The sequence below is a fragment of the Streptomyces sp. NPDC090994 genome (assembly GCF_044768905.1).
Lineage (GTDB): Bacteria > Actinomycetota > Actinomycetes > Streptomycetales > Streptomycetaceae > Streptomyces.
This window is the reverse complement of sequence record NZ_JBIVWS010000036.1, coordinates 1-14,217: the sequence shown is the minus strand read 5'-3', so window position 1 is coordinate 14,217 and position 14,217 is coordinate 1. Positions and strand designations below refer to the sequence as shown.

Sequence of the window (14,217 nt, the reverse complement as noted above, 5' to 3'; positions counted from 1 at the left end):
CCCCTGTCCTTTGCGGGGCTCGTCGGGCCCTGCCCCACTCCTCCCGAGAACGAGAGGCCCCGTCATGACGACGATGCCGGTCAGCGGTGTCACCCCCTTTCCCGACCTCGACGACGGCGACACCGCGGACCTCGTCGTCCGCAACGCCAAGATCCATACCGGTGATCCGGAGCGTCCCGCCGCAACGGCCCTGGCGGTCCGCGACGGCAGGATCACCGCCCTCGGCGACGAGGGGACGGTCGCGCGGCACGTGGGGCCGCGGACCCGCGTGGTCGACGCGCTGGGCCGCCGGGTCGTCCCCGGCCTGAACGACTCGCACCTGCACGTGATCAGGGGCGGCCTCAACTACGTGCTGGAGCTGCGCTGGGACGGCGTGCCCTCGCTGCGGCAGGCGCTGGCCATGCTGCGTGAGCAGGCCGGCCGCACCCCGAAGGGCCAGTGGATACGGGTGGTCGGCGGCTGGACGGCCGAGCAGTTCGCCGAGCGGCGGATGCCGACGGTGGCGGAACTCAACGCGGCGGCCCCGGACACCCCCGTCTTCGTCCTGCACCTGTACCAGTCCGCCCTGATGAACCGCGCCGCCGTACGCGCCGCCGGCTACACCCGCGACACCCCCGACCCGAGGGGCGGACAGATCGTGCGCGGACGTGACGGGAAACCGACAGGGGTCCTGCTCGCCGCGCCCAGCGCGCTGATCCTCTACTCGACGCTGGCGGCGGCGCCCACGCTGGGCGAGGAGGACCGGAAGACCTCCACCCGGCACTTCCTGCGAGAACTCAACCGGTTCGGTCTCACCTCCGCCGTCGACGCGGCCGGCGGGTTCCAGAGCTTCCCGGAGAACTACCGGACCGTCACCGAGCTGGCCCGGACCGGAGAGCTCTCCTTGCGGATCGCGTACCACCTCTTCCCGCAGACCGCCGGACAGGAACTGGACGACCTGCGGCGGTGGATCGAGACCGTACGCCCCGATGAGGGCGACGAATGGCTCCGGCTGAACGGTGCCGGAGAGAACCTGACCTGGGCGGCGGCCGACTTCGAGAACTTCTCGGAGCCCCGGCCCGAACTCGCCGCCGGCTACGAGGCCGAGTTCGAGAAGGCCGTCCGGCTGCTCATGGAGAACGGCTGGGACTTCCGGCTGCACGCCACCTACGACGAGACCATCCGCCGGGATCTGGCGGTCTTCGAGAAGCTGGCGGCGGACGGCCTCTTCCCCTCGGGCAACCGCTGGCTTTTCGACCACGCCGAAACGGTGTCCCCGCGGAGTCTGGAGCGGATCGCGGCGCTGGGCGGCTCGATCGGCGTGCAGAACCGCATGTCCTTCCAGGGCAGGGCCTTCGTCGACCGGTACGGCGCCGAGGCGGCCGAACGCACGCCGCCGGTCACGGAGATGCTCGAGCGGGGCCTGCCGGTGGCGGCGGGCACGGACGCGACCCGGGTCTCGTCGTACAACCCGTGGGTGGCCCTGCACTGGCTCGTCACCGGGCGCACCGTGGGCGACCTCTGCCTGTACCCGCCGGGCCGGCTGGTGTCACGGGAGAAGGCGCTGGAGATGTACACCCGGGGCGGCGCCCGGATGACCGGCGAGGGCGAGGTGAAGGGTCTGCTGAGGACGGGTTTCCTGGCGGACTTCGCGGTCCTGTCCCACGACTACTTCGCCGTGCACGCGGACGACATCCCGCACATCGAGTCGGTCCTCACCGTCGTCGGCGGCCGGCTCGTCTACGCGGCGGCGGAGTACGAGGGCCTGGACGAGGTGGTCCCGCCCGTCAGCCCCTCCTGGAGCCCGGTGGCCCACTTCGGCGGCTACCAGGCGACCCCGCCACCGGGAATCACGGGGGCGCGCCAGGCGGACCGCCTGGCCGAGGCGGTGGCGGCGTCGGAGCAGCACCGCCAGTGGCGGGTCGCCCGTGGCTTCGCCCCTGAGAACGCCCCCCAGGTCTTCGATCCGTGCTTCGTCCTCTGAGCGGACGCCGACGAGCCATGCAGTGTGAGAACAGCCCCGGCCACCCTGAGCAAAGCTGCGGTGCCCCTCACGACCGTAGCGTCTGTACGTGAACAGGGCAGGTCAGCCCGCAAGCTGACGACGGATCAGCCCATGCGGCATCGCCCTGCCCCCTCGGGCACTTCTCTTCGCCCTCTCGACTCTCATCCCCTTGAAAGGACCCGTCGTGATCGACTTCGATGCCGTCGAGGCAGCCCCCAGCCCCGACCTGCTCACCCCCGACAACGCGATGATGCTGTTCGTGGACCACCAGCCGCAGATGTTCTTCGGCGCGGCCAGCTCGGACCGCGCCGGGGTCATCAACGCCACCGTGGGCCTCGCCAAGGCGGCCACCGTCTTCGACGTGCCCGTCGTGCTGTCCACCGTCGCCGCCGAGTCGTTCTCCGGCCCGCTCCTGCCGCAGTTGCGCGAGGTCTTCCCGAAGCACGAGATCGTGGACCGGACCACGATGAACGCCTGGGAGGACCCCGCGCTCGTCGAGGCGGTCAAGGCCACCGGCCGCAGCAAGATCATCCTGTCCGGGCTGTGGACCGAGGTCTGTCTCGTCCTGCCCGCCCTCTCCGCCCTCGGCCAGGGCTACGAGGTGTACGTCGTCGCCGACGCCTCCGCCGGCGTCACGCCCGAGGCCCACGAGCACGCCATGCAGCGCATGACCGCGGCCGGCGCCGTCCCGGTCACCTGGCTCCAGGTCCTGCTGGAGCTCCAGCGCGACTGGGCGCGCTCGGAGACGTACACCCAGACCCTCGACGTGGTGAAGGAGCACGGCGGCGCCTACGGCATGGGGGTCGTCTACGCCCAGTCCATGATCGACCCGCACGCCGCGGGCTGACCCCGCCTCCGACGTCCCCCAGGAGCACGACGATGGACATCGGTCTGCTGGTCCTGCGGCTTCTCGTCGGGCTTCTCGTCGCCGGGCACGGAGTGCAGAAGGTGAGCTTCCGGCTCGGCGGCAAGGGGCTGGCGGGCGGTGCCGCGGAATTCCGGGGCGACGGCTTCCGCGGCGGCGCCCTGACGGCTCTCGCCGCGGGCGGCGCCCAGATCGGGGCGGGGCTGACGCTCGCCGCCGGTGCCCTGACCCCGCCGGCCGCGGCCGGTGTCATCGGCGTGATGACCGTGGCCCTGACCGTGAAGCTCCCGCACGGGCTGTGGGTGCAGAACGACGGCTACGAGTACCCGTTGGTCCTCATGGTCCTGCCCGCGGTCCTCACCCTCACCGGTCCCGGCCGCTGGTCCGTGGACGCGGCCCTGGGCCTGACGCCCTGGCCCGTCTGGTGGACCCTCGTCGCCGTGGCCGGCGGGGTGGGCAGCGGCCTGGCCGTCCGTGCGGTGCTGCACCGCCCCGCGCCCACGGGGCCCGGCGCCAGGCTCCGTACCCGCCCCTCAGACACCCGGAGTGGAACATGACGGCTCCTCCGTCCCTCGACACCCCGCCAGAGCCGGAAGGGAGAGGAGGTGCAGGCATTCGGCACCGTGCAGCACGTGGGCATCGGCCTCTCCCACGAGAGTCGGCTGTACTCCTGCCGACGCCTCAACCTTCTGCTGGCCGACACCCAGATGCTGTACGCCTTGTACAAGAAGCACCACTGGCTCATGCGTGGGCCCACCTTCCACCAACTGCACCTGCTCCTTGACCGGCACGCGGAACAGCAGCTGGCGATCGTCGACCTCCTCGCCGAACGCGTCCAGAGCCTCGGCGGCGTCGCGGTGGGCGACCCCCGGCACGTCGCGGAGATGACCCGCGTCCCCCGCCCGCCCGACGGCGTGGAGAAGCTGCCCGCCATGCTGTCGCGCCTCCTGGAGGCGCACGAGACGATCCTGGTCGACGCCCGGGACGCCGCGCGCCGGGTGGCGGAACGGGACGACGTCGGCAGCGAGGACCTCATCGTCTCCGAGGTCATCCGGACCGGCGAGACCCAGGTCTGGTTCCTCGGCGAGCACCTGGTCCGCACCCCGCTGACCCGCGCCTGAAAGACGCCCTCCGCCCCGCCGAAACCCCGCACAGAAAGCGCAGACACATGTCCCATGCCCAGGCCATGTCAGGAAAGGGCCTCTCACGGCGTACGGCGATCACGGCCGGTGCCGCCACGGTCGCGTCGCTCGGCATCGGCACCGCCGCCGCACACCCCGCCGCCGCCCAGGACCGCGCGCCCTCCGGACAGCCCCGGCCCACCATCGTCCTGGTGCACGGTGCGTTCGCCGACGCGTCCAGCTGGTCGCCCGTCATCGAACGGCTCCAGGACCGCGGCTACCGCGTGCTGGCCCCCGCCAACCCGCTGCGCGGACTGCACCACGACGCGGCCCACATCACGGCGTTCCTGGAAAGCGTCGAGGGCCCCGTGGTCCTGGCGGGCCACTCCTACGGCGGTGCGGTGATCACCCAGGCCGCCGCGCGCACCCCCGGCGTCCGAGCGCTCGTCTACGTCGCGGCGTTCATGCCCGACGCCGGCGACGTGCTCGGCGAACTGTCGTCCCGGTTCCCCGGCTCGCAGCTGGCACCGGCACTCATCCAGGTGCCCTCACCCGCGCCCGACGGCTCCCCCGGCATCGACCTCTATCTCAGGACCGACAAGTTCCACCAGGTCTTCGCCCAGGACGTGCCGCGCGACACCGCGCGCGTCCTGGCCGCCGTCCAGCGTCCGCTGAGCGCCACCGCCTTCGGCGACCGGGCGACCGAGGCGGCCTGGCGCACGCTCCCGTCCTGGACGCTGATCGCCACCGAGGACCGCGGCATCCCGCCGGAGCTCCAGCGCTTCCAGGCCCGGCGCGCGGGTTCGCACACGGTCGAGGTCCCCAGCTCGCATCTGCCGCTCCACAGCTTCCCCCACGCGGTGACCTCGCTGATCCGATCGGCCGCCGGCGCCGTCCGGCGCTGACCGCGCCCCACTCCCGAAGGGATGTTCCGTGTCTCTCCCCTCCGAAAGCTCCTACGCGCGTGACCTGGCCCAGGTCGAACGAGCCAACGCCGACGGCCGCGTCCCCGTCGTCTTCGTCCACGGCCTCTGGCTCCTGCCCACCAGTTGGGAGCGGTGGGCGGCCGTGTTCGACGCCGCCGGTTTCGTCCCCGTCATGCCGGGCTGGCCCGACGACCCCGAGACGGTCGAGGAGGCCAACGCCCACCCCGAGGTCTTCGCCGGCAAGAGCGTCGGTCAGGTCGCCGACCACTTCTGCGACCTCGTGCGGAAGCTCGACCGCAAGCCGGTGGTGGTCGGGCACTCCTTCGGCGGCCTGATCACCCAGATCATCGCGGGCCGCGGGCTGTCCCGTGCCTCGGTGGCCATCGACCCGGCACCGTTCCGGGGCGTGCTGCCCCTGCCACTGTCCTCCCTGCGGGCGGCCAGTGCGGTACTCGGCAACCCCGCCAACTACCACCGGGCGGTGCCGCTCACCTACGAGCAGTTCCGGTACTCGTTCGCCAACGCCGTCAGCGAGGCGGAGGCGCGCGAGCTGTACGAGACCTTCGCCGTGCCGGCCCCGGGCGAACCGCTGTTCCAGGCCGCGGTCGCGAACGTCAACCCGTGGACCGAGGTCAAGGTGGACACTCTGAACCCCGACCGGGGTCCCCTGCTCATCCTCTCCGGGGAGAAGGACAACACCGTTCCGTGGGCCATCGCCCACGCATCGTACAAGAAGCAGGTGCGCAACGGGTCCGCGGTCACGGAGATCCTGGAGATCCCGGGCCGGGGCCACGCCCTCACCATCGACAGCGGATGGCGCGAGGTCGCCGACACGGCCCTCGCCTTCCTCAACCGTCACGTCGATCCCACGGCGGGAGACGCGGCATGACCGCCCACTGACGAACACGCCCCTCCGAGCGGCCGGTCCGGACCTCTGTGTCCGGGCCGGCCGCTTCGCGTTCTCCCCTCGTCCGCCCGGTGGGTGCCGCGCGAAGGACGGAAAAAACCGGAGGGGCACCTCCGCGGCCCGTGGCTGCGGAGTTCCGGCCTGTGGCCGCGGAACTTCGGCCTGTGGCTGCAGGGCTTTGGCCTGTGCGTGCGCGACCGCCGGTTCCGTTCCGTCCGCGTCCTAGCGTCGAAACCGCGGTGGGGGGGGCCGTGTCCTCGCCGCTCGACGCGGTCACGGTTCCAGGGAGCGGCACGATGACGTCCGACGGCACGACGGGAGCACCACCCCGGTCCTGTACGTCGCTGGCGGGGCGGGACGCCCCCTGGTCAGCCTTGCGGGACGCCGTGGTCGCGGCCCCGGCCGGAGGGCGGGCGCTGTGGCTGCGCGGCGAGGCCGGCATCGGCAGGACCGCGCTGCTGGACGAGGCGGCCGCCTTCGCCTCGGAACGGGGGATGCGCGTCCTGCGGGCCGCCGGCGCCGCCCCGGAGGCGGGCATGGCCCTCGACGTCCTGCGCCGGCTGGTCCGGCCCCTGCTGGACCGGCACGACGTGCTGACCGACTCCCAGCGCCTCTGTCTGGAAGCAGCCTTGGACATCGTGGTGGACACGACTCCCGGAGGGTTGGCCGTCGCCGCGGCCACCCTGGCGCTGCTGAGCGGGATCGCCGACGAACAGCCCCTGCTCCTGGCCGTCGACGACCTCCAGTGGGTGGACGCGCCCAGCGCGGGCGTCCTGGCCTTCGTCCAGCGCAGAATCGCCACCGCGCCGATCGTCCTGGTCTGCGCCGTGCGCGCCGAGGCCGCGTCGGCCCTGGACAGCACCGGTGCCGAGGTCCTGGATCTCGCCCCGCTGACCTCCGCCGAGTCGGATGCGGTCCTGCGCCGCCGCCGGCCCGACCTCACGGCGCAGACCCGGGCCCGCCTCGTACGGGAAGCGGCCGGCAACCCGCTGACCCTGGTGGGAACGCCCGCGCGGCCGGAGCACGTCGACCGTACGGAGCAGGCTCCGGCCCTCGCCGCTCCCTCGAGCGACCGCCCGGCACACGACTTCGCCGTGCGGCTCGACGCCCTGCCTCCGCGAACCCGCTTCCTGCTCCTGCTCCACGCGCTCGCCGGCCACGAGGAACGGAGCGTCCGCCTGGTGATCGAGGCCGCCGTCACCGCCGGATCGCCGGCCGCGGAGGACACGCTGGTGGCGGCCGAGAGGTCCGGCCTGGTCCGCCTGCACCACGCCAGACTGACCTTCCTGCACCCTCTGGTCCGCACGTGCCTGATACAGACAGCCTCCGCCGCGGACCTGCGCCGCGCCCACGCCGCCCTGGCCGCCGTACTGCCCCGTGACGACGAGCGGCATGCCACCCACCTGGCCGCGGCCGTCGAAGGCACCGACGACGACGTGGCGGACCACCTCGTGGAGGTGGCCCGCCGCAGGATCCGGCACGGTGGCCACGCCGAAGCCGCGACGCTCCTGGAGCACGCCGCACGGCTGAGCGCACGCCTGGGAGCTCGCGGCGCCAGGCTCACGGCCGCCGCCCACGCGGCGGCCGTCGGCGGACAGCCGGCCCTCGCCACCCGCCTGCTGGCGGACGCCGAGGTCGAAGGCGTACCCGCTGACAGCCGCCCCCTGTGGGAACTGACCGACGCCTACGTCCGGTTCGAGAGCGACGGCGATCTCTCCCCGGCCGTCACCCGTCTTCCGGCGCTGCTCGCCGGTCTGCGCCACCGTGCGCCGACGGCAGACGACACCGCGCGGACCACCCTCCGTTTCCTGCTCCACCTGACGGCCGTCTTCTCCGACGAGCCGGCGCTCCGCGACGCCCTGCGCACGGAACTGCCCCGCTCCGGAGCCGTGGCACGGCTCTGCTCCGACCTCTGGAACCGGCCCACCCGTCCGGACACCGACGGAACGCGCCGCCTGCGGCGGCTGGTAGCGGCGCTGACTCCCGAGGAAGAGGTCAGGGACGCCTGGCAGTTGCTGTGGATCGCAGCTGCACTCGACAGCGTGGGCGAGCACGCCCAGCTCTGGCACCGCGTCGTCCAGCGGGCGCCGTATCTGACCCAGGCGCACGTGGATCTCGCCACCTGCGGAGACGACTACCTGCGAGGCCGGTGGGACCGCTGTCTCACCGTCTCCCGCCGGGGCGCGCACACGGCCCGGGAGCAGGGCTGCGGACTCCACGAACGGCTCTTCCGCCTCACCGAGGCCGCGGTCCACGCGGCACGCGGCCGACAGCCGGAAGCGGTCCTGGAACGGATCGAGTCCTGGGCGGCGAAGCGCGGCCAGTCCTACGTCCTGCGCCGGATCACCGGCATCCGCGCCGTTCACGCCCTGGCCTCGGGAGCGGACGAGACCGCGTACGCGCTGGCGGCGTCCCTGACCCCGCCGGGGACGTTGCCTCCTCAGGAGCCGCACTTCCAGCACGTGTTCCTCGACCTGGTCGAGGCGGCGGTGCGGACCGGACGCCGCGCCGAGGCGCTGCGCCACATCGCGGCCGGCCATGAGATCCGGATGGGGGACATCGCGCCCCGGCACGCCTTCGTGCTGGCGGCCGCCGAGGCGATGGCCGCCGAGGGCGGGGACGTGCACACCCTCAGCGAGGCCGCCTACGCGATGCCGGGGGCCGACGCGTGGCCCTTCGAACTGGCCCGCCTGCACCTGCGCCATGGCGCGTGGCTGCGGCTCGCCCATCGCCCCGAGGAGGCCCGTGCCCACCTGCTAACCGCGCACACGCATTTCACCAGGCTCGGGGCGGAACCCTGGTCCGGCAGGGCAGCGGCGGAACTCCGGGCCGCCGGCACGGTCGTCGCGCGGACCAGGCCGACAGAGGTGTGGCAGCTGTCCCCCCAGGAGCTGCGCATCGCGCGACTCGTGGCGTCGGGCCTGAGCAACGGGCAGATCGCCGAGCGGCTGAAGGTGTCACCGCGCACCGTCGGCACCCACCTCTACAAGATCTTTCCGAAGGTCAACGTGGCCTCCCGCGCGGCCCTGGCGCACGCGGTGCGCGAAGCGTACGACCGCTGAACGGCCGGATGGCCCAAGGGCGTTCCGGAGCAGGTGACTCGGTGAGCACGTGTTCTTCGGGAGCACGAGCCCTGGACTCAGGCGCGGGGCGGGGCGCTGGTCCCCCGTCTCGCCTGCTGCCTCCACTCGCGCGGGGACACGTCGTAGGCGGACCGGAATCTGCGGGCGAAGTGGCTCGGGCTGGAGAAGCCGCAGCGGGCCGCGACGGCTCCGATGGTGAGGCCCGCGTGGTCGGGCGAGGCCAGCATCTTCCGGGCGGTGGCGAGCCGCTCGGAGATGACCCACTGTTCCAGGCTCATGTCGGCGTCGCGCAGTACCTGGTAGAGGTGGCGGACCGACACCCCGTGCGCGTGGGCGATGCTCTCCGCGGAGAGGCCGGGGTCGGTGTGGTGCCGGCGGACGTGGGCCATCACCCGGGTGAGCAGGGTCTCGTCCATCACCGACCGCACGACCGGTGTCCGCGGGTCGTGCGCTGCGGATATCAGGAGCGCGCGGACCAGGTCGGCGGTGGCACCCGCCAGGGCCGTCGCGCCGGGGTCCCGGGCCAGTCGGCCCGGATTCCGCCACATGTCCCGCAGGTGCCGCAAGACCAGGTCGTGGAGCGGACTGGCCCGCAGCTGGAGAGAGGCCCGCACCACCGTCTCCACGGGCAGGCCGATCCGCTCGACGTCGAAGACCATGGCCTGGGATCCCCCGTCGCCCGACCATCCGTAGACGCGGGGCGAGAGCTCGTGGAAGACGCAGACGTCGTCCGGCCCGAACGTCAGCCGCTCGCCGGCTACTTCCGCGCGGCCCGTCCCCCGGTGCTGGAGCGACACCGAGACGACCGGGTTGCTGCGTTGCCTGCGGATGTGCGCGGGGGTGCGGTGGGCCTCGAAGCCACTGTTGTACGTGGAGAACATCGGCAGGTCCCCGACGTTCCAGAGTTCCATCCGGGCGTGAACACCTTCGGAGGACTCGTGAACGATGCGGTTGGGCACCGACTCGTTGGTCATCCCGTGCCGGAACGCCTCCAGCCGTTCGGCGGGGGGCAAGGCGCCAGTGTCCAGCAGCAACAACGTTCCTCCACCTGTTCTCCCTGTTCGAGGACCGATTCTCCTCGCGCTCGCGGTGGCGCTCAAGGCACTTCCGTGAAGCTCTGGCCCGCGGGAGAAGAAACCCTCGTTCCCCCGCACTCGGCGACCGGCGCGCAGCTGGCCAGGGCACCGTCGGGCCGAACGCCGGCAGACAGCACCGTCGCCGCTGCCCGGCATCACGAAGGCGACGGAGGCAGCGCGCGTCGGTACAGAACCACCCACCTGGCCGGCCTGACGTAAGAGCCCTTGACCTCGATCTCTGCCGCCGAGGCGACGGCCCTGCACTCCGGGATCCAGGTGGCGGCCGTGGCGTCGCCGCGCTGCGAATCGAGAAGCTCGGCCGATTCCAGCCGAACTCAGGCACTACCAAACCGGCATCGGCCTTGGGGAACATCGGTACAGCCGTTGGCGCTGAGAACGATCATGGTCGGCTAGCACAGCGATCATCCCCAGAACTGAGGTTCGCCGAAAGATCGTCGATCACGGGTGGGGCCTGGCTACGGTCCGCGTCATGCCGGTGGAGTTCTTAACTGATGATCAGGCCGAGGCGTACGGGAAGTTCGCCGAGGAGCCGACGAGACCCGAGTTGGAGCGGTTCTTCTTCCTGGACGATGTGGACCGGGATCTGATCGCGCTGCGGCGTACGAAGCATCATCAGCTGGGCTTCGCCCTCCAGATGTGGTGTGTTAACTGCACCAGTGCCTCCGATCATGGAGCGAGATGATCTCCGCCTGCAAGGAAGTGTGTGTTGCAAGACCTGCATCGCCAGCTGATCGAGGGCCGGGCCGATGTGCCGCGCGTCGGCTCGGTTATCGAGCTGGAATCCATACCTCGGTACACCGTTCTCGACGCTGACGGGGCCGCCGTCGCCCCCGTCCTTCCGTACCTCCGCGGCCTGATCCTGGACGACAACCGGCCGTTGACCGCCAAGAGTTACGCGTACGATCTGCTGCGCTGGTACCGGCTGTTGTGGTTCCTCGGCATCCCCTGGGAGCGGGCGACGGAGGCAGAAGCGTCCGCGTTGGTCGGATGGCTCCGGGTCGCTCCGAATCCGCAGCGCCGCCGGGGGAACCCGAACGCACCGCACCCCGGCTCGGTGAACCCCCGCACGGGCAAGCCCTATCTCAAGGCCGGCTACGCCCCCAGCACGATCAACCACTGCCTGACCGTGGTCAGCAGCTTCTACGCCTACCACCGGCACTACGGCCGGGGCCCGCTCGTCAACCCGGTGCCGGAGTCACGGGCACAGCGCCGGGCGCTCGCTCACCGGGCCCCGGACAGCGAGGTCCCTCAATTCCGGCGGGCCAGGCTCCGCCAGCGGGTCCGCCGGACCGATCCCCGCTCGATTCCCGACTCGATGTGGGACGAGTTCTTCGGGGCGATGACGTGCGGCCGTGACCGGGCCGCGGTCCTGCTCTACGTCTCCAGTGGCTCCCGCGCCAGCGAACTCCTCGGGGTCACCCCGGGAGACATCGACTGGGCCAAGCAACTGATCTGGGTGATCACCAAGGGGACCGACGACCGCGAGGCGGTCCCGGCCAGCCCGCAGGCGCTGACGGTCCTGGCCGCCTACCTCGACCACATCGGACTGCCGCCGGCCGACGAGCCGGTTCTCCGCACGCGGCGGGGCCCGGACCGGCCGCTGACCTACTGGGCGATGCGGCGCGTGATCCAGCGCGCAAACGAGAAGCTCGGTACGAACTGGACCCTGCACGACCTGCGGCACACCGCAGCCACTCGGATGGCAAACGACCCCAACCTCACCCTCGCCCAGGTCCGCGCGATCATGCGGCACACCGACCTGGCCAGCACCGGCCGCTACCTCAATGCCCGCGTCGAGGACCTCTTCGACGCCCTGCAGGCCCACTACAACCGCCCGCGGGTGCAACGGACCTTCGCCGCCGGTTACGACCCCGACGACGTCAAGGCGGTGTTCGGTGCCTAACCGCACGACCGTCGAGACCTACACGGCCCGCCACCGGCGCCAGAACTACGACACGGTGCCCAATCAGACCGAGCCAAGAAGGTTCACCAGCGCATCGCTGAAGGCGGCCCCAGCTCCCCGGCCCGCAAAGCCTCCGGCCCCGTTCGGGGACCTGTCGCAGGCCAGCATCGACGATCTGTGCGAGCTCGCCCGTCACGCGTGGCCGAACCAGGGGCGCTCCCTGGTGGAGAAACGCACGGCTGGCATCCGGATGCTCTTCGGGCACCTGGAGACACTGTCGGGGCAGACCTGGCAGGAGCGCTGGGAGGCCAGCGGGTTCAACGAGGAGAACGCCCTCTCGGTCAATGTCCTGGGACGGCCAGGGGTCGGCTACGACGGCAGCAACATGGTCTCCGCGCTGAAGATGGCCTTCGCCGCCCGGATCATCCAGCCCTCGCTCTCCGGATTCCGGGCGAACAAGTTCTCCGACTACGCCGAGCCGTTCCGGAAGATCCAGCAGGACCCCCGGCTGGACGAGTTCTTCAAGACGGTCGACGCTCAAGAGCGGCTCACCACGATGCACCGGCAGCGGGCGAAATTCGACGTGACCTGCGCGCTCACGACACAGGGCATCCACTTGGAGGACCTGACCCCGCCGGCCCTGCTGCACTACTCGCTGGAGAACAAGCGTCTGGGGCTGACGCCCGGCGCGACCAAGAGAACCACGCGTTTCGCGGCCCTGGGCGCCTGGGAGATCCTGCACAGGATGGGGCACTTCCCTCCTGGGACGGCCCCGACCCTGAGGACGTTCATCTATGACGGTCAGCGAAGCGTCGAGGAACTCGTCGACCGCTACAACATCAAGAACGCTGCCGTCCGGCAGCTCCTGATCGACTACCTGGCACGGCGCAAGGCCGACACCGACTACATCACCCTCGAAGGTCTCGCCCGCCAGCTGGCGAGCCTGTTCTGGGCCGTCATCGAGGAACTCAACCCCGAGCAGAAGGACCTGAACCTCAGCCAAGAGCTATACGACCAGTGGCGGGCCGAGATCCAGTACTGGCGGAAGAACGGCAAGGCCGACCGGACCCGGCTACGAAAAGACGCTGCCTCTGTGCTGCTGGCCGTCCGCTGCCTCTACGTTGACCTTCACAGTTGGGCCGTCGCCGAACCGGAGCGGTGGGCTCAGTGGGTGGCTCCCTGCCCGATCCTGCCGCGAGATCTCAAGGGGTTCGGCAAGCGGCGCCGCGAGATCAACCGGCGGATGGCCGACCGCACCCGCGCTCGCCAGCCTCTGTTGCCGGTCCTCGTCCGACATGTTGAGGACCGTTACGAGCACCTGGCGGACCTGCTGGAGGCTGCCCGTCCCGTCCCTCTTGGCGAGCCGTTCGAATATCAGGAGCGTCGTTACAGCCGCACGGATTCCCGCGAGGACCGCCGCCGGGCCAAGGCCCTAGCCGAGCCATCCGTACGGATCATCGACCACAGCACCGGCGAGATGATCAACGTGACCATGGCGGAGGAGTCGGCGTTCTGGGAGTGGGTGGCCGTTGAGATCCTGCGGCACAGCGGCATCCGGGTCGAAGAGCTCGTTGAACTGACTCACCTGAGCATTCGCCAATACGAACGGCCCAACGGCGAGGTCATCGCTCTCCTGGTCGTCGCCCCGTCGAAGAGTGAACGCGAGCGGGTTATCCCGATGTCCGCCGAGCTGTTCCATGCCATCGCGCAGATCATCCGCCGCCAGACCCGCAACGGCCAGGCCATTCCCCTCGTGACCCGCTACGACTCGCACGAGAAGCTCTGGTCAGAACCTATGCCGTTTCTGTTCCAGCGTCAGCTGGGGACTATCCGCAATGTCATCGCCCCGCACACGATCCTCAACATGCTCGCGCGCAGCTGCGAAGAAATTGCTGAGAGCGCCCCGGCGTTCGCCGGCACCAAGTTCACGCCGCACGACTTCCGCCGACTCTTCGCGACCGAGATCGTCAACGGCGGCCTTCCAATCCACATCGGTGCCGCCCTCCTCGGACACCTGAATCTCCAGACGACACAGGGCTACGTCGCGGTCTTCGCCGAGGACATCGTCAAGCACTACCAGGAGTTCCTGAACCATCGCCGAGACCTGCGTCCCGAGCACGAGTACGGCGATGTGACCCCCGAGGAGTGGGCCGAGTTCGAGGAGCACTTCGACAAACGCAAGGTCGAACTCGGCAACTGTGCTCGCCCCTACGGGTCACCCTGCCAGCACGAACACGCCCCGTTGACTGAACGAAGCCTGGAGATTGCCCAGTTCAGTGGGCGCATGGAGTCCTCGGGCACTACGGTCACCGATCGTGATGAACGATGCTT

The 14,217-nt window shown here is 70.9% G+C and carries 10 protein-coding genes and 1 pseudogene; 10 read left to right on the top strand and 1 reads right to left on the bottom strand.

Annotation, left to right across the window (positions count from 1 at the left end):
- The first annotated feature begins 64 nt into the window (after positions 1-64).
- From ACIQR3_RS36340 to ACIQR3_RS36310, 7 genes are all read left to right on the top strand, one after another.
- Complete coding sequence (locus ACIQR3_RS36340; protein WP_403545590.1) at positions 65-1,963, top strand: amidohydrolase; 1,899 nt, start codon at positions 65-67, stop codon at positions 1,961-1,963.
- Positions 1,964-2,168: 205 nt separating this feature from the next.
- Positions 2,169-2,831: a hydrolase gene (locus tag ACIQR3_RS36335; protein WP_403545588.1), complete on the top strand. Its 663-nt coding sequence runs from the start codon at positions 2,169-2,171 to the stop codon at positions 2,829-2,831.
- 32 nt (positions 2,832-2,863) lie between these two features.
- Positions 2,864-3,406 (top strand): DoxX family protein, encoded by a 543-nt coding sequence (locus ACIQR3_RS36330; protein ID WP_403545586.1) that lies wholly within the window; start codon positions 2,864-2,866, stop codon positions 3,404-3,406.
- A gap of 48 nt (positions 3,407-3,454) precedes the next feature.
- Positions 3,455-3,970 carry a Dps family protein gene (locus ACIQR3_RS36325; protein WP_403545584.1) on the top strand — a complete coding sequence of 172 codons (516 nt, stop codon included), beginning with the start codon at positions 3,455-3,457 and terminating at the stop codon, positions 3,968-3,970.
- A gap of 47 nt (positions 3,971-4,017) precedes the next feature.
- Positions 4,018-4,875 (top strand): alpha/beta fold hydrolase, encoded by an 858-nt coding sequence (locus ACIQR3_RS36320; RefSeq protein ID WP_403545582.1) that lies wholly within the window; start codon positions 4,018-4,020, stop codon positions 4,873-4,875.
- Between the two features lie 28 nt (positions 4,876-4,903).
- Positions 4,904-5,785: an alpha/beta hydrolase gene (locus ACIQR3_RS36315; protein WP_403545580.1), complete on the top strand. Its 882-nt coding sequence runs from the start codon at positions 4,904-4,906 to the stop codon at positions 5,783-5,785.
- A gap of 314 nt (positions 5,786-6,099) precedes the next feature.
- Complete coding sequence (locus tag ACIQR3_RS36310) at positions 6,100-8,865, top strand: LuxR C-terminal-related transcriptional regulator (RefSeq protein WP_403545578.1); 2,766 nt, start codon at positions 6,100-6,102, stop codon at positions 8,863-8,865.
- Positions 8,866-8,942: 77 nt separating this feature from the next.
- On the opposite strand, the gene ACIQR3_RS36305 is transcribed toward ACIQR3_RS36310, so the two are convergent.
- On the bottom strand, positions 8,943-9,899 hold the full coding sequence (locus ACIQR3_RS36305) for an AraC family transcriptional regulator (RefSeq protein WP_403545576.1): 957 nt from the start codon (positions 9,897-9,899) through the stop codon (positions 8,943-8,945).
- Positions 9,900-10,452: 553 nt separating this feature from the next.
- Here ACIQR3_RS36305 and ACIQR3_RS36300 point away from each other — a divergent pair.
- The 3 genes and pseudogenes from ACIQR3_RS36300 to ACIQR3_RS36290 all read left to right on the top strand — a co-directional run.
- Positions 10,453-10,629: pseudogene (locus ACIQR3_RS36300) on the top strand (DUF4158 domain-containing protein); the annotation flags it as partial.
- A 60-nt stretch (positions 10,630-10,689) separates the two neighbouring features.
- Entirely contained in the window at positions 10,690-11,886 is a 1,197-nt protein-coding gene (locus tag ACIQR3_RS36295; protein WP_403545574.1) for a tyrosine-type recombinase/integrase, read from the top strand.
- Positions 11,879-14,217 (top strand): site-specific integrase (locus tag ACIQR3_RS36290; RefSeq protein ID WP_403545572.1); only part of this gene is annotated, 2,339 nt, incomplete at its 3' end. The genes ACIQR3_RS36295 and ACIQR3_RS36290, both read left to right, overlap by 8 nt.